18 protein-coding genes are annotated in these 18393 nt (G+C 55.2%); 9 read left to right on the forward strand and 9 right to left on the reverse strand.

Features of this window, described 5'->3' with window-relative positions:
• The first annotated feature begins 71 nt into the window (after positions 1–71).
• The gene (locus CDI07_RS06675) at positions 72–1214 is read left to right on the forward strand and encodes a glycosyltransferase (RefSeq protein WP_088180873.1); all 1143 of its coding nucleotides are present in this window, start codon (positions 72–74) and stop codon (positions 1212–1214) included.
• Here the strand turns inward: CDI07_RS06675 and CDI07_RS06680 are convergent.
• Genes CDI07_RS06680 through CDI07_RS06700 form a run of 5 tightly spaced genes read right to left on the reverse strand, consistent with a single transcriptional unit; the run spans position 1193 to position 6405 of the window.
• Positions 1193–2143 carry a carbohydrate kinase gene (locus CDI07_RS06680; protein ID WP_088180874.1) on the reverse strand — a complete coding sequence of 317 codons (951 nt, stop codon included), beginning with the start codon at positions 2141–2143 and terminating at the stop codon, positions 1193–1195. The genes CDI07_RS06675 and CDI07_RS06680 overlap by 22 nt on opposite strands.
• A gap of 10 nt (positions 2144–2153) precedes the next feature.
• Entirely contained in the window at positions 2154–3350 is a 1197-nt protein-coding gene (locus CDI07_RS06685) for a beta-galactosidase (RefSeq protein WP_145954987.1), read from the reverse strand.
• A gap of 25 nt (positions 3351–3375) precedes the next feature.
• Positions 3376–4197, reverse strand: coding sequence for a carbohydrate ABC transporter permease (locus tag CDI07_RS06690; RefSeq protein WP_088180876.1), 822 nt, complete (start codon positions 4195–4197; stop codon positions 3376–3378).
• Complete coding sequence (locus tag CDI07_RS06695; protein ID WP_088180877.1) at positions 4194–5081, reverse strand: carbohydrate ABC transporter permease; 888 nt, start codon at positions 5079–5081, stop codon at positions 4194–4196. Before CDI07_RS06695 ends, CDI07_RS06690 begins: the two co-directional genes overlap by 4 nt.
• Positions 5082–5091: 10 nt before the next feature.
• The gene (locus CDI07_RS06700; RefSeq protein WP_088180878.1) at positions 5092–6405 is read right to left on the reverse strand and encodes an ABC transporter substrate-binding protein; all 1314 of its coding nucleotides are present in this window, start codon (positions 6403–6405) and stop codon (positions 5092–5094) included.
• Between the two features lie 260 nt (positions 6406–6665).
• On the opposite strand from CDI07_RS06700, the gene treT reads away from it, so the two are divergent.
• From treT to CDI07_RS06730, 6 genes are read left to right on the forward strand one after another with little or no spacing between them, the layout of a single operon-like run.
• Positions 6666–7910 carry a trehalose synthase gene (gene treT, locus CDI07_RS06705; RefSeq protein ID WP_088180879.1) on the forward strand — a complete coding sequence of 415 codons (1245 nt, stop codon included), beginning with the start codon at positions 6666–6668 and terminating at the stop codon, positions 7908–7910.
• A 2-nt stretch (positions 7911–7912) separates the two neighbouring features.
• Positions 7913–8932 carry an HTH-type sugar-sensing transcriptional regulator TrmB gene (gene trmB, locus CDI07_RS06710; protein WP_088180880.1) on the forward strand — a complete coding sequence of 340 codons (1020 nt, stop codon included), beginning with the start codon at positions 7913–7915 and terminating at the stop codon, positions 8930–8932.
• Positions 8933–8941: 9 nt separating this feature from the next.
• On the forward strand, positions 8942–10060 hold the full coding sequence (locus tag CDI07_RS06715; protein ID WP_088180881.1) for an ABC transporter ATP-binding protein: 1119 nt from the start codon (positions 8942–8944) through the stop codon (positions 10058–10060).
• Positions 10061–10070: 10 nt separating this feature from the next.
• Complete coding sequence (locus tag CDI07_RS06720) at positions 10071–11549, forward strand: L-fucose/L-arabinose isomerase family protein (protein ID WP_088180882.1); 1479 nt, start codon at positions 10071–10073, stop codon at positions 11547–11549.
• Positions 11550–11552: 3 nt separating this feature from the next.
• The gene (locus CDI07_RS06725) at positions 11553–13415 is read left to right on the forward strand and encodes a glycogen debranching N-terminal domain-containing protein (protein WP_088180883.1); all 1863 of its coding nucleotides are present in this window, start codon (positions 11553–11555) and stop codon (positions 13413–13415) included.
• Positions 13402–14313, forward strand: coding sequence for a glycoside hydrolase family 130 protein (locus tag CDI07_RS06730; protein ID WP_088180884.1), 912 nt, complete (start codon positions 13402–13404; stop codon positions 14311–14313). The genes CDI07_RS06725 and CDI07_RS06730 overlap by 14 nt, the downstream gene beginning before the upstream one ends.
• Here CDI07_RS06730 and CDI07_RS06735 read toward each other — a convergent pair.
• Complete coding sequence (locus tag CDI07_RS06735) at positions 14310–14729, reverse strand: DUF371 domain-containing protein (RefSeq protein WP_088180885.1); 420 nt, start codon at positions 14727–14729, stop codon at positions 14310–14312. The two genes, CDI07_RS06730 and CDI07_RS06735, sit on opposite strands and share 4 nt — an antisense overlap.
• Before the next feature lie 109 nt (positions 14730–14838).
• On the opposite strand from CDI07_RS06735, the gene CDI07_RS06740 reads away from it, so the two are divergent.
• Positions 14839–15042 carry a 30S ribosomal protein S17e gene (locus tag CDI07_RS06740; RefSeq protein WP_088181559.1) on the forward strand — a complete coding sequence of 68 codons (204 nt, stop codon included), beginning with the start codon at positions 14839–14841 and terminating at the stop codon, positions 15040–15042.
• Positions 15043–15079: 37 nt separating this feature from the next.
• Here CDI07_RS06740 and CDI07_RS06745 read toward each other — a convergent pair whose 3' ends face one another.
• The 3 genes from CDI07_RS06745 to rbcL all read right to left on the reverse strand — a co-directional run bounded on the left by CDI07_RS06745 (position 15080) and on the right by rbcL (position 17766).
• Positions 15080–15676, reverse strand: a complete 597-nt coding sequence (locus tag CDI07_RS06745) for an ArsR family transcriptional regulator (RefSeq protein WP_088180886.1) — start codon at positions 15674–15676, stop codon at positions 15080–15082.
• A gap of 78 nt (positions 15677–15754) precedes the next feature.
• Positions 15755–16336 (reverse strand): thymidine kinase, encoded by a 582-nt coding sequence (locus tag CDI07_RS06750; protein WP_088180887.1) that lies wholly within the window; start codon positions 16334–16336, stop codon positions 15755–15757.
• A gap of 98 nt (positions 16337–16434) precedes the next feature.
• The gene (rbcL, locus tag CDI07_RS06755; RefSeq protein WP_088180888.1) at positions 16435–17766 is read right to left on the reverse strand and encodes a type III ribulose-bisphosphate carboxylase; all 1332 of its coding nucleotides are present in this window, start codon (positions 17764–17766) and stop codon (positions 16435–16437) included.
• 391 nt (positions 17767–18157) lie between these two features.
• On the opposite strand from rbcL, the gene hpkB reads away from it, so the two are divergent.
• Entirely contained in the window at positions 18158–18361 is a 204-nt protein-coding gene (gene hpkB, locus CDI07_RS06760; RefSeq protein WP_088180889.1) for an archaeal histone HpkB, read from the forward strand.
• Positions 18362–18393: the final 32 nt, after the last annotated feature.

Consider the following 18393-nt stretch of genomic DNA (forward strand, 5'->3'; position numbering starts at 1 on the left):
GGGGCAAAAAGTATATAATCCTTTTCAAAATAAACCACTTTAAATGGTTGTAAATTTATGGGGTGGAAGAGATGAGGGTCATCGTTGGAATTCCCAGTTACAACAACGCGGAAACAATCTCTTTTGTCGTTAAGCAGGCCGCCGAGGGGCTGAAGAAGTATTTCGGTGGAGGAATCGTCGTCAACGCTGACGGAGGAAGTACCGATGGGACGAGGGAGGCGGTTCTGGGGACGAAGGTTCCAGATGGTGTCGAGGTTCACAGCTTCGTCTACAGCTGGCCGATTCCTGGAAAGGGCAGCGCCATGAAGGAACTCATGGAGTTTGCCCTCGAGAGGGACGCCGATGCGCTCGTCTTCGTGGACAGCGACCTGAGGAGCATAACCCCCGAGTGGATATACCGCTTCGCCAAGCCCATCGAGGAGGGCTACGACTTCGTGGCGCCGCTCTACATAAGGCACAAGTGGGACGGCACGATAACCAACAACATAGCCTACCCTATGACGGCCTCGCTCTACGGGAAGAACGTCAGGCAGCCGATAGGAGGGGACTTTGGAGTGAGCAGAAAGCTCATGGAGGTCTACCTCGAGGACAAGGAGGTCTGGAAGACCCATGTGGCGCGCTTCGGCGTGGACATATTTCTGACGACGACGGCCATAGCGAGGGGCTTCAAGATCACCCAGACGGCCCTTGGAATGAAGATACACGACCCCAAGGATCCGGCGGCATCACTCGGCCCGATGTTCAACCAGGTCGTCGGAACGCTGTTCATGCTGATGGAGAAGTACGAGAACGTCTGGAAGGACGTGAGAACGATAGAGCCCGTTCCGGTCTTCGGGGAGCTTGAGAAAGGTGAACCCGAGCCTGTAAAGGTGACCCTGGAGCTCCTCGAGATAAGGGCGAAGGAGCTCTTTGCCCAGCACGAGCCAGTGCTGAAGAGGGCACTGGGCGAAGAGACGCTCAAGGGAGTAATGGAGGTTCTCAAGACCTTCGAGTTCGACGACAGGCTCTGGAGCCACGTTCTCTACGACGGGGCGGTGGCGTACAAAAACGGAATTCTAACCGAGGCGGAACCCCTCGTGCCGCTGTACTTCGCAAAGACGGCTGATTTCATCAGGAGAACGATGGACATGAGCACCCTTGAGGCCGAAAAACTGATAGAGGAGAGGGCGAAGGTATTCCTTGAGGAGAAGGACTACCTGCTGGAGCACTGGTAGAGCTCCCTGACCTCTTTCATCAGAACTATTTCCTCCATTTTTGGAACGCTCCAGGCCCCTCTAAGGGTCGTTGAGAGCGCCGCTACGAGGTTTGCGAAGCGGCCGATTTTTCTGAGGTGCTCCTCATCGATGGTCCCATCACCGAGCAGGTTCGAGTAGTGAAGACCAGCCAGGAGGGCGGCCGTAAAGGCATCCCCGGCGCCGGTTGTGTCAACCGGTTCGACTCTGTAAGCCGGGATGTGAACCTTAGCGCCTCCACTCATCAGCTCGCTGCCCTTCTCACCCAGAGTCACCGCGAGCAGTTTGAAGTCGAAGTCTTCGGGGTTTATTCCGTTGTTTCTGAGGTACGCCATCTCCCCATCGCCGAGTTTAACTATATCCGCCAGCCCGAGGGCCCTCTCAATATCGCGGAGCATCTCGCCCCCCCTTCCGCGCCAGAGATCGGGCCTTATGTTGACGTCATAGCTCAGCGGAACCCTTCCCTTCAGTTCCTCCAGAATCCCGAAGAGCGTCGAGCGGGAGGGCTCCCTGGCGAAGAGCACGGTACCGAAGTGAACGACCTCTGCGCCTTCTAGGAGGGCCGTCTCCACGTCCTCCGGCTTCAGGTTGAAGTAGGCAACACCGTCGTAGAGGATGAACTCCGGCTTGGCACCGATGAGCTGAACGAAGACAACGCCAGTATGTTTTTCATCGTCCCGGGATATGTATATCCTCACCCCCTCATCACGGAGCCTTTCAAGCAGAAAGTCCCCGAAGGGGTCGTCGCCAACCTTGCTTACCAGCGCACTCTCAACGCCGAGCCTTGAAAGACCAACCGCAACGTTTGCAGGAGCACCACCTGGATGCTTCTCGAAGGACTTCACATCCTTAAGCTTCCCCTCTTGGAGGGCTATGAAATCTATGAGGACCTCCCCAACGGATACAATCACGGTAACCACCTCACTCAAGGCCGAGCTTTCCCCTGAACTCCCTGTACAGCCTTACAAGGTTGCCCTTGGGGTCTGAGTAGTAGTCTTCCGGCACATCTATCTCCAAGGTTCTCCTTTTAAGCTCGCCCATCTTTTTCCTGAACTCCCTCATCACAAGGGCGGTCGGCTTTAGGCTCCCGTCGCTCCTCAGGAGGCCGAAGAACCTCTCATGGACCGCCCTGTCGAGGGGAGGCCTGTCCCATATGCTCTCGTGATAATCGACGAAGTTCCAGTAGAACGCACCGAGGGTTCCGAACTCGTAGAGGGCTTTGAGGGTCTCTTCGAGCCACCTCGCGGCGTCCTTCTCGCTTATCAGGTAGTGTTCGGCCTCGTGCTTTCCAGTCACGGAGCGTATCTTTCTGGTCTCTCCCGGCGTCGTCGGCATCCCGAACTCTTCCATGAGAACCTCCTTCCCTCCGAGGGCTTTCGTCAGCAGGCACGCGAAGGGGACGAAGTAGGGGTCGAGGGGATCCGTGAAGTCCGTGTAGACCGAATAGGCGTGCATGCAGAGAAAGTCGTTTCCTTCTGCAACATCGCCCACGCGGAAGTGCTTGTCCCCCTGGATGTCCTCCTGATGGATACCGAAGGTCACCGGCTTGCTGGAGCTGGCCTTCAGCGTCTCGTAGACGAACCGGACCCATCTCCTCCCCGCCTCGGGGGTGCGGGGAATTCTGACGTTGTCTATCTCGTTTGAGATGTCCCATGCGTAGAGTGCCGGATGGTCGTCGAGTTCAGAACCAACGGTCCGGAGAAGCAATTCCTCGGCCTTCAAAAGGTCTGGCTCCTCGTAGATGTCCCTCGCACCGAGGTCAACGACCCTTCCGTTAGAGTACGTCAGAAACCTATTGTGGGGTTCGTCGGAGAGCGTCCATTCCGGGAGCCAGTTTATTCCGCTCATGTGACCGATGAAAAAGGTCGGCATAATCCTAAGCCCGAGTTCATGCGCTATGTCCATAACCCTCCCCAGGTTCCGGAGGGATTTATCGTCGATTCTTTCGGGTTCCGGCTGGAAATCCTCCCAGAGCAGGAAAATCCTCACGACATCGAGGTTGAGCTCCTTTATTACCGCGAACTCCTCCCTAACTTCCCGTTCCTCGAACTCCTTCCACCAGAACATGGCCTTCCTTCTCGGCCAGTAGTTGACACCGAGGACGAATTCCATCTTCATCCCTCCAAAAAAGTTTTGAAAGGGCTCAGCCCTTGATTCCGCCGGACACTCCCCTCATGTAGTACTTCTGGAGCACGACGTAGACCGTTATGGGCACTATTATCGCCAGCACTCCAGCGGCTGTCAACTGTCCCCAGTTGGGGTTGTAGCGGCTTATGAACTGCGTTACCCCCGCCGAAACCGGCCACTTCCCGGGTCTCAGCAGGGTTATGGCGAAGAACAGGTCCTGCCACACGAAGATGAACTGCACGACCGCAACGCTGATGACGGCGGGCATCGCTATGGGCAGTATCACCCTAAAGTATATCCCAACGTCGCTGAGACCGTCTATCCTCGCGGCTTCCTCGTAGTCCTTGGGGATTGACATGAAGAAGTTGCGGAGGAAGAATATCGTCCACGGGAGCGCGAAGGCCGTGTGAACGAGGATTATGCCGTAGTACTGGTCGTACATGTGAAGGTCGCGGAAGAGCCTCAGGAGCGGGACTATGACTGCCTGCTGCGGAACGACCTGAATGGCCACGAGGGTGAGGAAGAGCATCGTCTTTATCGGGAAGCTGAAGGAGGTAAAGCCGTAGGCGGCCATTCCGGCGATGAGTATTGGGACTATCGTAGCTACCGTGGCTATCAGGATTGAGTTGAGGATGTTCCTCCAGAAGCCCGCGTCCCACACGCTGACGTAGTTGTCAATGATGAAGTGGGCGTTCTTGAGGTTCCACCAGCCGTTCACTATCTCGTCGAACGGCCTGATGGAGGTCATTATCAGCCCCAGAAGGGGTATGAGGAGCATCAGCCCTATTGCCCAGGCCACGAGGTTTATGGTAACCTTGTATCTAGTGCTTACCTTCATGAGCCCACTCCCCTTTCACTTATCATCTTCTTCAGCATCCCTATGGAGAACAGGAACACTGCAACGGTCAGCAACGTCGCTATCGCGGCGGCATAGCCCCACTTGAACATGCGGAATATCTCGTAGTACACCATGTAGGCCAGCACTGAGAGGTACATGGGTACGGATTCGCCACCGGAGAGTACGTAGACAAGGTCAAAGACCTTGAGTATGTAGATGGAACTCATCGTGACGACGACTACCAGGGCGGGCTTCAGAAGGGGCAGTATAACGTATCTGAAGCGCTGCCAGGGGTTTGCGCCGTCAATAACCGACGCCTCGAGAACCTCAACGTCGAGCCCCTCCAGCCCGGCCAGGAATACGGTGGTCGAAAAGCCCTGCCACGCCCACAGGGAGCCTATTATAACGAAGTATATCGCCGTGCTGGGGTCTTGAATCCAAGCCCTAGGTTCGACCCCGAAGAAGCTCAGGACGTGATTGACGATACCCGCGTTGGGGTCCAGGAGCAGCATCCAGACGATACCGACGACGGTAAGGGGCATTACCATTCCGAGCATGACGAAGCCCCTGAGCAGGTTGCGCCCCACAACGGCGCTGTTGTGGAGGAGGAGCGCAAAACCAAGGCCGAGCATGGTCACGAAGGGCAGGAAAACGATGAATATGAATATATTGTTCTTCACCGACGTCCAGAAGAGCGGATCACCCATCATGGTCCGGTAGTTATCGAGTCCAACGAACTGGGGCTGGGTGAAGCCGTCCCACTTGGTGAACCCCAGATAGAACGTGTTGAAAATCGGGTAGAGTATAAAAACTAAAAGGAGGATAAAGGCGGGCATCATCAGGATTAGGAAATCCTTGCTGAGCCAGTCCCTCCTTCCGCCCATCTCAGGCACCTCATGAGCCGTAGTACTGTTCCGCGTACTGTTCAAGCTCCTGGGCTATCTGCTGGTAGTTGTCCGGGTTGGCCCAGAGCTCGAAGAGCTTGTCCCAGATTATCGGCTGGAATCCGGAGGGGGCGTTGTCGTCGAGGTCGGGGACCACGGTGTACTTGGCCATCATGTCGATGATCTTCGCGTCGACCGGGTCGTAGGCGCTCTTGGGAACCTGGAGGTTGGGCGCTAGGTAGCCCTTCTGCTCGACCATTATCTTCTGGTACTCCGGACCGGCGAGCCACTTGGCGAGCTCAAAGGCGGCATCCTTGTGCGGGGCTCCTCTGGGTATGATGACCCAGTCTCCACCCGCAACTATGGCGAAGTCGGCGTCTGGGTTAATGGTGGGGAACGGAATGAGGTCGTAGTCGGTACCGGGCTTGTAGCCCTGGTTCTGGAGCATCAGGTTGATCCAGTTGCCCATGAAGTACATGGCAACCTCTCCCTGGCCGAGCCTCGTAACCTGAACCTCCCACTTCTCACCGATGGCAACCTTTGGGTCGCCGTAGCAACCCTCCTTAAGGAGGTCGCTGAGAACCTTGAAGGCCTCAAGAACCTGCGGGTCGGTCCACTTGACCTTGTGGGTCATGAGGTCGTTGTGGAGCTGCGGGCCGCCAACCCTTATGAGAACCGCCTCAAAGATGTCGCTGAGGGGCCACTTGTCGGCGGCGCCACTGGCCATCGGCTGGATTCCGTTCTGCTCAAAGACCTTACAATCTGCCTTGAGGTCATCAATGGTCTCGGGCGGCTTTAGGTTGTACTTCTCGAAGTCGTGGACGTTGTACCAGATTCCGGGCTTTGCCCAGGCCTTTATGGGGACGGCGTAGTAGGTGTTCCCAACCTTCACGGGTTCAAGGAGGTTCTCCATGATGTCTCCTTTATAAGAATCGACTATAGAATTCATGGGCTCAAGCTGGTTCTTCTGACCGAGTTCGGTAATGAGTGCCGGCCACGGCAGAATAGCGATGTCAAAACCCGGAGAGCCCGTTGCGAGCTCTGTGAGAACGGCATCCCTGAGTTTGGACTGGATCACATACTTTATCTTAACGTTCGGGTGTTCCTTCTCATAAGCCTTCAGGGCGTTCTGGAAGTTCTCGCCCTCAACTCCACCCCACTGACCGTAAACCACAACCTCAACCTGTTCCTGAGTGGTCGTCTGTCCGGGGCTGGATGTTGTCTGCGTTGGGGACGTTCCCCCTCCTGAAATGCATCCTGAGACAAAGGCGGCTAACAACAGCACGCTCAAAAGCAGTGCAAACCTTTTGGCATGAAACCTCATAGATAGACACCTCACCAAGGCTGTTCACTAGGGCTGTATACTTTTAGTATATTTATATTTTTCGGAAAGCCCCTGTTAATTTGTGTTCATAATTCCCCAAAAATTTCGGAAAATGTCTAGACAAAAAACCCCAAATACCAACTTTATTTACGAAACGTTCATTAAAATTCAAGACATACTTCAAAAAACTTTTTATATGTGGACGACCAAACATTTGCCGGATATTCATATACTAAAAGTATACAAGGGGGAGCACTCATATGTTTCAGATTATGGAACTATCCCAAAAGAGAATTGAGGACTATTCTTCCGTCGCCGGAGAAGATGCAGTCTCAAGGATTATGGAAAAGGGGGAAAAGCTCTCGGGAACCAAACTTGCCCACGTCAACTCAACCGCATACGGCGGCGGTGTCGCCGAGATACTGAGCAACCTCGTGCCCCTTATGAACGACATAGGGATAAGGGCCGAATGGTGGGTCCTCGAGGGGAGCGACGAGTTCTTCAATGTCACGAAGAGCTTTCACAACGCCCTCCAGGGCAACAAGAACCTCAAACTTACCGAGGAAATGAAAAACCTCTACATCAAAACCAACGAGGAGAACGCCCAAAAAACCGACTTGACTGAATTCGACTACGTCCTCGTCCACGACCCGCAACCGGCGGCGTTGATAGAATTTTACGAGAAGAAACAGCCCTGGATATGGCGCTGCCACATCGACTTGAGCTGCCCAAACAGGGAATTCTGGGAGTTCCTAAGACAATACGTGCAGAAATACGACCGCTACATCTTTCACCTTCCAGAGTACGTTCAATCGGATTTGAACCCGGAGAAAACCGTTATCATGCCCCCGTCAATCGACCCACTGAGTGAAAAGAACATGGAACTGAAAGAGTCGGAGGTTCTCAAAACGCTCGAAAGGTTCGACGTTGACCCGGACAGGCCGATAATCACTCAGGTTGCCCGCTTCGATCCGTGGAAGGGAGTGTTTGATGTCATTGACGTTTACAGGAAAGTGAAGGAGAAGATTCCGGAGGTTCAGTTGCTCCTCGTTGGTGTCATGGCTGCCGACGACCCCGAAGGCTGGGTCTACTTCGAGAAGACCCTGAGAAAGATCGGCGAGGATTACGACGTGAAAGTTCTGACGAATTTGACTGGAGTTCACGCCCGTGAGGTCAACGCCTTCCAGCGGGCTAGTGACGTTGTCCTCCAGATGTCCATCAGAGAGGGTTTTGGACTAACGGTCACTGAGGCTATGTGGAAGGGCAGGCCGGTGGTGGGTAGGGCCGTTGGGGGGATTAAGTTCCAAGTTGTTGACGGGGAGACGGGCTTCCTCGTGAAGGGAGTAAAGGACGCGGTCGAGAAGACCCTCTACCTGCTGAAGCACCCTGAAGAAGCCGAGAGGCTTGGCATCAGTGCCAGAGAACGTGTGAGGGAGAACTTCCTCATCACCAAGCACCTGGAAAGGTATTTAGACCTCCTCCTCTCATTTTCTGGGGAGGGGTAAGTATGGAGATCAGTGAAAAGGCCATAACCATGCTGACCAAAATCGGCTTCACGAAGTATGAGGTCATGATATACTGGACGCTCCTTGTCTACGGGCCGAGCACGGCGAAGGAGATATCCGAGAGGAGTGGCGTGCCGTACAACAGGGTTTACGATACCATAGCGTCGCTGAAGGCGAGGGGCTTCGTCAACGAGGTTGAGGGTTCTCCGAAGGTGTACGTTGCGTATTCCCCAAAGATAGCGTTTCTGAAGTTCAAGCGGGACATAGATGGAATCAAGGAGGAGCTTGAGAAGGAGCTCAAGAGGGTCAAGGTAAAAACCGATGAGAGGCCCGGAATCTGGCGCACGAAGGACCTCAACATAGCCGTTGAGATGGTGAAGGAATCCATAGATGCGAGTTCCTACGAGGCGATATTGGTGGCTCCGGAGAAGTTCCTGGAGAACATAGAGGACAACATAAAGGCCGCACTCAAGCGGGGAACCACAATCTCCCTCTACACCGAGGAAAAGATAGACCTCTCAGATTTTGCCAAGCTCGGCAACCTCTACGTGAGGAAGTTCCACAAGCTGAACCACTTCATAGGGATGTTCGACGGCAGGGAGGTCATAGACATCCAGAACATAGGCTTCAGGCCGAGGAATCCGCCGAGCTTCAAGGCGACTTATCCGGAGATAATATTCTCCCAATACAGCTTCATCAGGGAGGCCTTCAAGGAATCGAGCCTAATACTTGAGGGGATAAAAAACAGGGACGATCTGCGGTTCTTTGCTAACTTCCACGCCGTGGACATCATAAGGAGGCACCTTAACGATGGAGTCATCTACGCAAAGGTGCTTGGAAGAAACCTCGTCACGGGCGAGGTGGAGGAACTCGAAGGCCGCGTTGTTGGCTACACAGTAGCGCTTGATGAGGGAATAGACAACTTCGACCTGGAGACGGAGAGGGGAATAGTGAAGGTTGGGGGAATGTTCGCGGTTTTGGAGGATTATGAAACGACTATGATCCGGCTGACCATAGTTTGAGGTGATTGTATGGCGGACGTTAGACTTGTGAACGTTTGGAAAATGTTCGGTGATTTCACGGCGGTTAAGGATATGAATCTTCACGTTAAGGATGGGGAATTCATGATTCTCCTCGGGCCGAGCGGTTGCGGAAAAACAACCACTCTGAGAATGATTTCAGGCTTGGAAGAACCCACGAAAGGCCAAATCTACATTGGGGATAAACTCGTCGCAGATCCGGAGAAAGGTGTCTTCATCCCTCCAAAGGATAGAGACATCGCCATGGTCTTCCAGAGTTACGCTCTATACCCGCACATGACTGTCTACGACAACATCGCCTTCCCGCTTAAACTGAGAAAAGTCCCCAAGCAGGAGATTGACCAGCGCGTTAGGGAAGTCGCGGAAATGCTCGGCTTAACCGAATTACTCAAGAGAAAGCCCAGAGAATTAAGCGGCGGCCAGAGGCAGAGAGTCGCTCTAGGCAGGGCAATCGTGAGAAAACCACAAGTCTTCCTCATGGACGAGCCACTCAGCAACCTGGACGCCAAGCTTAGAGTGAAAATGCGCGCCGAGCTTAAGAGGCTCCAGAAGCAGCTGGGAGTCACGACCATCTACGTGACTCACGATCAGGTTGAAGCAATGACCATGGGCGATAGAATTGCAGTGATAAATGCCGGAGTCCTCCAGCAGGTGGGCACGCCAGAAGAAGTTTACGACAAGCCAGCGAACACTTTTGTGGCGGGATTCATTGGCTCGCCGCCAATGAACTTCATGGACGCGACGATCACTGAAGACGGCTTCGCGGACTTCGGAGAGTTTAAACTCAAACTCCTCCCGGACCAAGTTGAAGTTTTGAGGGAAGAAAACCTGATCGGAAAGGAAGTCATCTTTGGAATTCGCCCGGAGGACATTTACGATGCAATGTTCGCTCAGGTCAAGATTCCCGGCGAGAACATGACTAGAGCAATGGTTGACATCATCGAGAACCTGGGGAGCGAGAAGATCGTGCACCTGCATGTCGGGCAAGTGACGTTTTTGGGTGCATTCAGGTCAGAGTCAAAAGTCAGGGAAGGACACGAGATCGACGTGGTCTTCGACATGAACAAAGCCCACATCTTCAAAAAAGACACAGGAAAAGCCGTATTCTGAGGTGTTGCCCATGATAGCGGTAATAACGTTCACGGATCCCAGGCCAACGGCCCTCTCGATTGAGCGCGAGAGGGCTTTGATGGAGAAGCACTCCGCCCTCATCGGGGAGCTGAGGAAGGCCGGCTTTGAAGTTCTCGACGTGAACGGGAGGCTTGGAAAATACGAAGCCCTCAAAGCCGGGAAGAACTTCGGGGTAGATTCGATGGACGAGAGCTTCGAGGCAGGAGAGATTATAGCCGGGAGCTCTGCTTCTGGAATAATAGCCGGTCTCTGGCACTGGACGGAGAGCAACCTAGTCACGGCACTCGTCAGGGAAACCAAGAGGCCGATACTCCTCTACGCCGACGACGACCCTGCGTGGGCCGGAACCACGTGCATCACGTCTGTCGGGGCCTCGCTCTGGGAGAGCGCGGTGAACGAGTACGCGCTGAACCATGTCCGTCTCAAGGGGGACGTTGAAAAGGTAAAAGCCTGGGCTAGAGCCGTTGAGGCCGTCTCAAAGCTCTCCAGGAAGTCTCTCCTCCTCTGGGGGGCTCCGTACACCCTTGGGATGGAGCACCTCATGGACGACCTGCCGAGGCTTAAGAGAATCGTCGGCGACTTCATAATGCTCGACCAGTACGTTCTGGTGAGGAAGGCGGAGAAGATGCTCTCGGACGAGAGGCTGAGGGTCCGCGTGGAGGAGTTCTACGACTGGCTGACCGAGAAGACAACCGTTAAGTTTGATGACCTCATGCTGACACCGGAGGCATTGAGGAGGCAGATAGCCATATATCTCGCCGCAAAGGAGAGCTGGAGCGAGCAGAAGGACGTTTCGGCCGTCTCGATAAAGTGTCAGCCAGAGCTGAGCGAGGTCTACGGCGTTACGGCCTGCCTGATTCCGGCGCTGTTCCCGTTCAACCTCGATGCCGAGGGCGAGAAGGAGGTAATCCCGGCCACATGTGAGGGCGACGTCAAGGGCACGATAAGCTCGGCGCTCCTCTTCTATCTGAGCGGAAAGCCCCCGCTCTTCGGAGACATAAAGTACGTGGACGACGAGGTCGTCATGATAGCCAACTGCGGGGCGGCTTCGCTCTACTATGCAAGGCTGAGCGAGAACCCGGAGGAGAACCTCAAAGCAACAACCGTCCAGGGACAGTGCCAGGGGGCGAGCGGTGGAGCGCTAACTTACAGAACCCCGCCGGCGGAGTTCACTGTGGCGAGGCTCGTACGGAAGGGCGGCGAGTACTACCTCATCTACTTCCTCGCGGAGGGTCTTGAGATAACGGAGGAGATGGAATCGAAGCTTAAATGGGGCAAGCAGTGGCCGCATACGGCCATAAAGAACCCGCTCGACAAGGAGGGCTTTATTTCGGCTATGGGGGCCAACCACCTCTCGCTGGTTCCCGGTGACTTTACGGAGGAAGTCCGCTTCGTGGCTAGGCTATGGGGAGTAAAGGCAATAAACCTTGAAGACTCAAGGGAGGTAAAGTCCTTCCTTGAGGGGTAGTCCATGAAAACCATCCTCGCAGGCAACGGGGCCTTCGTCCTGAGCGATGAGAGAGGAGACATGCCCTCCCATTACGACGGCTTTTATTTTCTCGACACCAGATTCGTCAGAAAGGCCAAGCTTGAGGTTTCTCCGGAACCGGGCTTCCTAGGAGCCTCATCGACCTTCACCAGGGCGGTTTCACACTTCTCCCTCGGCGAACAGGGAATCCTGGTGAGACTGAGAACGCTGGATGGGGTTTACGAGGAAAAGCTCTCCTTCTACAACACGTCGGAAGAACCGCTCGGTGTCAAGGTCTGGTACTCCTACGAGGCTCCCCTTGAGGACATATTCCAGGTCAGGGGCTTCATGGGGCTGAAGAGCGGAGAGGCGATAGCTCCAGCCGGAGAAGCGCACCTGAAGGAAAGCCCCGCCGGAAGGAGGAGCCTCTTCATCGAGACCAACATGGAAAGGGAGGGAAGTCTCTTAAGGGCAGAACTTGAGATACCTCCCCTCGAAAAGGCAGTCCTCTACGTCCGCTTCATCCCCAAAATCGAGGGCAGGGTCTCGGAGATACTCGCAGAGAAAAGGAAAACGATAAAAAACGTCGCCTTCACCGGCTCACCCGCCATCGACGGAATATTTGAGAGGGCGGTTGAGAACATAAACGCCCTGACGCTATTCACGCGTTTCGGGCCGGTTCCCCTCGCCGGGATTCCGTACTTCGCCTGTCCCTTCGGAAGGGACGCGATAATAACCTCACTCTTTCTCCTGCCGTACTACCCGGAATACGCCGCCGGCACACTGAGGCTCTTTGGGCGGCTCCAGGGAAAGGGAACCAACCCGAAGAACGAGGAGGAGCCGGGGAAGATACCCCACGAGTTCCGCCTCGGGGAGCTCGCGCAGTCGGGGAAGGTTCCCTTCGCGCCGTACTACGGCACGGTCGATGCCACCCCACTCTACGTGGCGCTGGCGGGCGAGTACCTGCGCTGGACTAAGGACAGGAAACTGATTGAGGAACTGAGGCCGAACCTGACGGCTGCCGTCGAGTGGATAATCGGAAAGCTCGATGATGGTTACATAACTTACGTTCCGGGAATACTCGGCAACAAGGGGTGGAAGGATTCAAGGGATGCTATAGTTGACGAGGAGGGGAAGCTTCCAAAGCCGCCGATAGCGCTCGTCGAGGTGCAGGGCTACGCCCACTGGGCGCTTAAATTTGCGGGGAAGCTTGACCTGACAGAGCTCGATGAAAAGACCCTTCTCGCGGAGGCGGAACGGCTCAGGAAAAGGTTCAACCGCGACTTCTGGCTCGGCTCCCACTACGCCCTCGCGCTGGACGGGGAGGGAAGGCCACTTAGAGTCGTCTCCTCCAACATGGGGCACCTGCTCCTGACGGGCATAGCCGAGCACGAGGAGGAACTCGCGGGGAGGCTTTTCCAGCAGGATATGCTTTCCCGGTACGGGATAAGAACCCTGAGCGCCAGAGAGAAAGCCTACAACCCCTTCAGCTACCACCGCGGAAGCGTATGGCCGCACGACAACGCGCTGATAGCCCTCGGCCTGGCGAGGATTGGAAGAACGGACATGGCGAAGGCACTCATGGATGCCGTCTTCGATGCCGCGAAGCTTCTGCCGGATAGGGAGCTTCCGGAGCTGTACAGCGGCCTAAACGAGCTCGTTCCCGTTCCGAGGGCCAACTCCCCGCAGGTATGGAGCGCGGCGAGCGTTTTCGCCTTCGTTACCGCCGCGCTGGGAATTGAGACAGGGGATGAGCTTACCATCCAGCCGGCGGAGGGAACGAGCATCGTTCTGAGGGGGGTTTCGTTTGGAGGGAGGAGATACCTCGTAGTTGCCGACGGGGGCGTTAGCGTTGAACCCCTATGAGTTCAGGTTTGAAAAACTCCCAAAACCCGTGCTTTCCCCATCAGATGAAGGATTCGACTCAAAGAACGTCTACAATCCTGCGGTGGTTAAGAGGAGGGGGAAGGTGGTCATGCTCTACCGTGCGGAGGCTAAAGGCGAAAAGATAACCGGAAGAATCGGGCTGGCGCTGAGTGAGGATGGAATCAACTTCATCAGGCACCCGGAGCCCGTTATGGAGCCCAAATACGAGTGGGAGAGCCTCGGCGTTGAGGATCCCCGCGTCGTGAGAATCGGAAAGACCTACTACATGACCTACACCGGCTACGATGGGAAGACGGCACGGCTCTGCATCGCCACCTCGAAGAATCTGCTGAACTGGAAGAAGCACGGCGTGATTTTCGAGGAGTTTCCTTTCCCCAAGAACGGAAGGCTCAACTGGACAAAGAGCGGAGCCATACTGCCCGAGAAGATGAAATTCGGGCCGTTCAAGGGGCACTACGTCATGTACTTCGGTGACTCAAAGGTCTGGCTTGCCTATTCAAAGGACCTCATCCACTGGGAATACGAGAGGGAGCCCGTCCTGAGGCCGAGGGGCCATCTCGTCGAGCCCGGACCTCCGCCAATCCCTACGGAGGACGGGATACTCCTGATACACAGCGAGGCCTTCCACGAGGACGGAAAGCTCGTTTACTACACTCACGCGGCCCTCTTTGACAGTGAAGAGCCGAGAAAGCTCATCTGGAGAACCGAGAAGCCCATCCTCAGGCCAACCTTCGACTGGGAGCTGCATGGATGGGTAGACAACGTGGTCTTCGCGGAGGCCATGATAGACCACGGGGGCAACTACTACCTCTACTACGGGGGAGCAGACAGGCACGTTGGTCTGGCGATAGGGGACTGGAGGAGGAAGGAAGATTAATCTAGAATTATCAGCTCGATCTCCGCTGCCCTCTCGGGGCTCTTCAGGAGTTCCACTATTTTCCTGTCTATGTCCCTCGCGGCTTTGTTCGCCCTTATGGCGAGGGTTCTGGCGTCGATGTAGTTGCTCTTTCTTACCACCATCGAAAAGTCGTGATCGAGGATCAGCCCCGGACTCCCCTCGGCGAGAACCTCGTCCACCAAATTCTCTACCTTTATTCGGATTAGAAGCCTTTTTCCAGCCTTCAGGGCGGATTTAAACTCATCGCTAAGGTCATTTATTCCCTTGTCGGCCTCGATGCAGAGTATGCAGTCCCCTCGGGGCGTGAGGTAGTCTTCCTTCGTGAACTCCAGCGTTGATTTGTGAGTTGCCCTGACGTTCTCGTGACCCCTGCAGTGGATTACCTCCCTCAGCATGGTTCCAACTTCGAGCTGGGGTTTATAAGTCTGAGCGAGGGAAAAGCTTTAAAACTGCTTTCGAGACTGGGGTATGGTTGTCAGAGTCAAGCTAACGGGGGGATTGATGATGGGAAACATCAAGCAGACGTTCATCAAGAGGGTTGCGCGCGAGCTGTTTGACCGCTATCCGAACGAGTTCACCAGGGACTTCGAGCACAACAAGAAGAAGGTTGAGGAGCTCACCAACGTCACCAGCAAGACCATCAGAAACAGGATAGCGGGCTACATGACCAGGCTCGTGAGGATGAAGGAAGAGGGCAAGATGCTTTGAGGCCCTTTTCTAGGATTTATTCTCTTCAAGCCGCTTCCTAAAAGTCTTCAAGGTCTTCGAGTATTTTTCTTGGAAGTCTAGCCCTGAACTCTTTCATCAGCCGCTCGAATTCCCTCTCGTTCTCCTGGGCGATGCGGCGGAAGAGGCTCTCGATGTAGGTCTCCGTGAGCAGGCGAACCTCCTCGAGCTCCTGCTTCATCCTGATTATTTCCTCTATCCTGCCCTGTATCTCGGTCAGAAAAGTCAGAAGCTCGTCTATCTTCTCCTCGGCCGGCTCCGTAGACTTTATGAGAGCCCTAGCCTGGGCGTACTCCTTTGTCTGCCTCGGTGCTTTGGGTTCGTACATCTCGGTGCCGAAGGCGTAGGGCGTGAGCAGAACCTCAAGGCGGAAGCCGCGCTTTATCGTGTAGTACTTCCTCGGCCTGCCGCGCGGTATCTTCTCGGTTCGGCCTTCAATGAGGCCCGCGCTCTCGAGTATCCTGAGGTGTTCAAGAACCGCCTTCTGGCCCACCCCAAGCTCCTGGCTGAGCTCGCTCACGAAGTACGGTCTCTTGGTGAGCAGGATGAGTATCCTCCTTCGCGTCTCGTTTCCGAGTATGTCCAGCAGTCTCCCCATGTTCTTATTTGACTCCATGGTCTCACCCCCTTTCCCTAACCTGATGTAAGAAAAGATTACTTTAAGCTTTTCGGTGATTTGGAAAATTGGAAGAAACTATGGAACGAAGTGGTGCTCCCTGCATCTGGCTTCGTAGCTCTCGCTTCCGCCGACGAGTATCACCGGCGAGTCACGGGGCGCTGGTTTTCCATCTATGAGGCGCTGGGTCCGGGTAGCAGGCTTTCCACAAACCGTGCACACGGCGGTGAGATAGACTATGTTGTCCGCCCGAACGAGCAACTCCCTGGTGACGGGAAACGGGTCGGCCTTAAAGTCGAGGTTGAGCCCGCTCGCGATGACGTAAACGCCCTCGTCGGCGAGCCTTTCTAAGGCATCCACGATGGCCATCGGGAAGAACTGCACCTCGTCGACGCCGATGACCTCGTAGCCTTCCCTCTTGGTTATCTCCACTATCCTCTCAACACCATTCTCATCGGTAGGGATGACGAATGCCTCGTAGCGCAGACCGTTGTGGGCGACGACCTCGTCCTCGGAGTAGCGGTTGTCTATGCTCGGCTTGAAGAGAGCCGCCTTTCTCTTCGCGAACATCTGCCTCTCGATGCGCTTTATCAGCTCGGTTGTCTTTCCAGCGAACATCGGACCGGTGATTACCTCCAAGAATCCCCCTGGATGAACCATGATTCCCACCAAGAAAAGAAGGCCTTCAGCTGTTAAATCTCCTCCGGCCGAAAAGTTGAACGGAAGACGAAAATGGAAGAAAAAAGCCGTCAAACCGGTCAGACCGGGGTGACGTGGCCCCACTTTTCGAGGGCCCTAGCGAGTTCCCTGTGGCTCTTGGCGTACTCGTCGAGCGGGATGCCCTGCATGATGGCGTCGAGGGCCTGCCTGACGGCCATCGCTCCGGCCTTCGGTCCGTCCGGGTGGCCGAGGGTTCCACCGCCTATCTGGAGAACTATGTCCTTTCCAAGGGCGTCTATAACAGGCTCTATGTTGCCGGGGTGAAGGCCGCCCGAGCTGACGGGCATGGCCGGCCTGATGTGGTAGAACTTCTGCTCCATGTGGAAGACGTCAGTCTCATCGGGGACGTAGTGCTCCTCCCTGAATACCCTGGCTATCTGGATGACGTCCCACTTGCTTCCCTCAAGCTTGCCAGCACCAGCGGTTCCAACGTGGAGCTGGTCTATGCCTATGACGCGGAGGAGCTTAGCCAAGACGAACATCGAGATGCCGTGGTAGGGGTCCCTCGTGAAGGTCGCGTGCATGGCCCTGTGGCCGTGAACCGCTATGCCGTAGTCGGCCGCGATGTCCCTGATGTACTCCAGCGCCCCCCAGCCGGTGACTACGACGTCGACCATGGCATGTGGATTGCCGTAGTCGGCGAGTATCTCGAGCCTGCGCTCCATCTCGCGCACGTCGGCGGTTATGTTGGCGAACCAGCTCTTGGCCTCGCCGGTCTCGTCCTCGACCCTGTCTATGACGTTCATCAGAACCTCCGCCCTAGTCTCAAAGCGGTTGTACCAGGGGCTGGTCAGGTTCTCGTCGTCCTTTATGTAGTCCATTCCGCCGCTGAGCAGGTCGTAGGCGAGCTTTTCAAGCTCCTCCGGCGAATAGCCGACCTTCGGCTTGGGAACCGTTCCAACTATCGGCCTGTCCTTGACGTCAAAAATCCTCTTGACGCCGTCCTTTCCGAAGTACGGCCCCTCAAACTCGCGGAGGAACTTCTCCGGGAGGTAGATGTCCTCGAGGCGGAGTCCCTTAACGCGCTTCATTCCGAAGACGTTGCCGGCGACGCTGGCGAGCATGCCGGGCATGTTCCACTCCTCGAACAGATGAATCGGATAGGCTATCCTGACGATCCAGCTGCCGTCCCCCATGTCATGGAAGTGGTACGCCTTAGCCGACATGTCATCCCATCTTTCCTTCTCGTACCACTGGTAGAGGCTCGTCCAGGTTCCAGTCGAGCTCTCCGCCGCGACGGCTCCAGCGGCATCCTCTATGCTGAATCCCTCCGCGGGGGTTATCCTGAAAACAGCCACCAGGTCCCTCTTTGGGTTGGGTTCGTAGTCCTTGTCCACGTAGATGTCGTATATCTCAAACTTCTCTACCATGCTTTCACCTCCTGAGTAACCTGAAGATTGCATCGCTACCTATAAAAATGCTGTGGTGCAATAGTGGGGCATTCCTGCCTCTATGTGAGTATTGGAGACGCTTTTCCTGCGTCAACGCTCCAAACTCCTGCCCTTCTTTTAGAAATCGAAGGTTTAATGGGCCTCTAAATGCGATTTAACGCCCGATTTGCCGTTTTTGAAACTTTGCCCTCAAGTTAGTATTTGCCCGTTCATAAGTCGGTAGGCTAAGGATACCAGATTTCTCAACATCTCACCCAAAAATGGCCGATTATTGGCCCCAGAGCGCCCGGTTTCCGAAAGGTTTATATAGACCTTTGTTCTTAGAATAGAACGCAGATACCTGCAAAACAACGTTTAGGAGGTTGGGAAAATGGCTGAGTTGCCGATTGCCCCAGTTGACAGGTTGATAAGGAAGGCCGGCGCCGCCCGCGTCAGCGAGGACGCCGCCAAGCTCCTGGCCGAGCACCTTGAGGAGAAGGCCATGGAGATCGCCAGCAAGGCGGTCGACCTCGCCCACCACGCCGGCAGGAAGACCGTCAAGGCCGAGGACATCAAGCTCGCTATCAAGAGCTGATGGCCTTTCTTTTCCACCCTTTTCCGCTTTTC

Source organism: Thermococcus sp. 5-4 (assembly GCF_002197185.1).
Taxonomy (GTDB): Archaea; Methanobacteriota_B; Thermococci; order Thermococcales; family Thermococcaceae; genus Thermococcus; species Thermococcus radiotolerans.

Excerpts from the sequence above, each read along its gene's own strand:
- CDI07_RS06745 (WP_088180886.1), bottom strand. The coding sequence starts at position 15,676 with ATGGAGTCAAATAAGAACATGGGGAGACTGCTGGACATACTCGGAAAC.
- CDI07_RS06690 (WP_088180876.1), bottom strand. The coding sequence starts at position 4,197 with ATGAAGGTAAGCACTAGATACAAGGTTACCATAAACCTCGTGGCCTGG.
- hpkB (WP_088180889.1), top strand. The coding sequence starts at position 18,158 with ATGGCTGAGTTGCCGATTGCCCCAGTTGACAGGTTGATAAGGAAGGCC.
- CDI07_RS06695 (WP_088180877.1), bottom strand. The coding sequence starts at position 5,081 with ATGGGCGGAAGGAGGGACTGGCTCAGCAAGGATTTCCTAATCCTGATG.
- rbcL (WP_088180888.1), bottom strand. The coding sequence starts at position 17,766 with ATGGTAGAGAAGTTTGAGATATACGACATCTACGTGGACAAGGACTAC.
- CDI07_RS06750 (WP_088180887.1), bottom strand. The coding sequence starts at position 16,336 with ATGGTTCATCCAGGGGGATTCTTGGAGGTAATCACCGGTCCGATGTTC.
- trmB (WP_088180880.1), top strand. The coding sequence starts at position 7,913 with ATGGAGATCAGTGAAAAGGCCATAACCATGCTGACCAAAATCGGCTTC.
- CDI07_RS06700 (WP_088180878.1), bottom strand. The coding sequence starts at position 6,405 with ATGAGGTTTCATGCCAAAAGGTTTGCACTGCTTTTGAGCGTGCTGTTG.
- CDI07_RS06725 (WP_088180883.1), top strand. The coding sequence starts at position 11,553 with ATGAAAACCATCCTCGCAGGCAACGGGGCCTTCGTCCTGAGCGATGAG.
- CDI07_RS06675 (WP_088180873.1), top strand. The coding sequence starts at position 72 with ATGAGGGTCATCGTTGGAATTCCCAGTTACAACAACGCGGAAACAATC.
- CDI07_RS06685 (WP_145954987.1), bottom strand. The coding sequence starts at position 3,350 with ATGAAGATGGAATTCGTCCTCGGTGTCAACTACTGGCCGAGAAGGAAG.
- CDI07_RS06720 (WP_088180882.1), top strand. The coding sequence starts at position 10,071 with ATGATAGCGGTAATAACGTTCACGGATCCCAGGCCAACGGCCCTCTCG.
- CDI07_RS06715 (WP_088180881.1), top strand. The coding sequence starts at position 8,942 with ATGGCGGACGTTAGACTTGTGAACGTTTGGAAAATGTTCGGTGATTTC.
- CDI07_RS06735 (WP_088180885.1), bottom strand. The coding sequence starts at position 14,729 with ATGCTGAGGGAGGTAATCCACTGCAGGGGTCACGAGAACGTCAGGGCA.
- CDI07_RS06740 (WP_088181559.1), top strand. The coding sequence starts at position 14,839 with ATGGGAAACATCAAGCAGACGTTCATCAAGAGGGTTGCGCGCGAGCTG.
- treT (WP_088180879.1), top strand. The coding sequence starts at position 6,666 with ATGTTTCAGATTATGGAACTATCCCAAAAGAGAATTGAGGACTATTCT.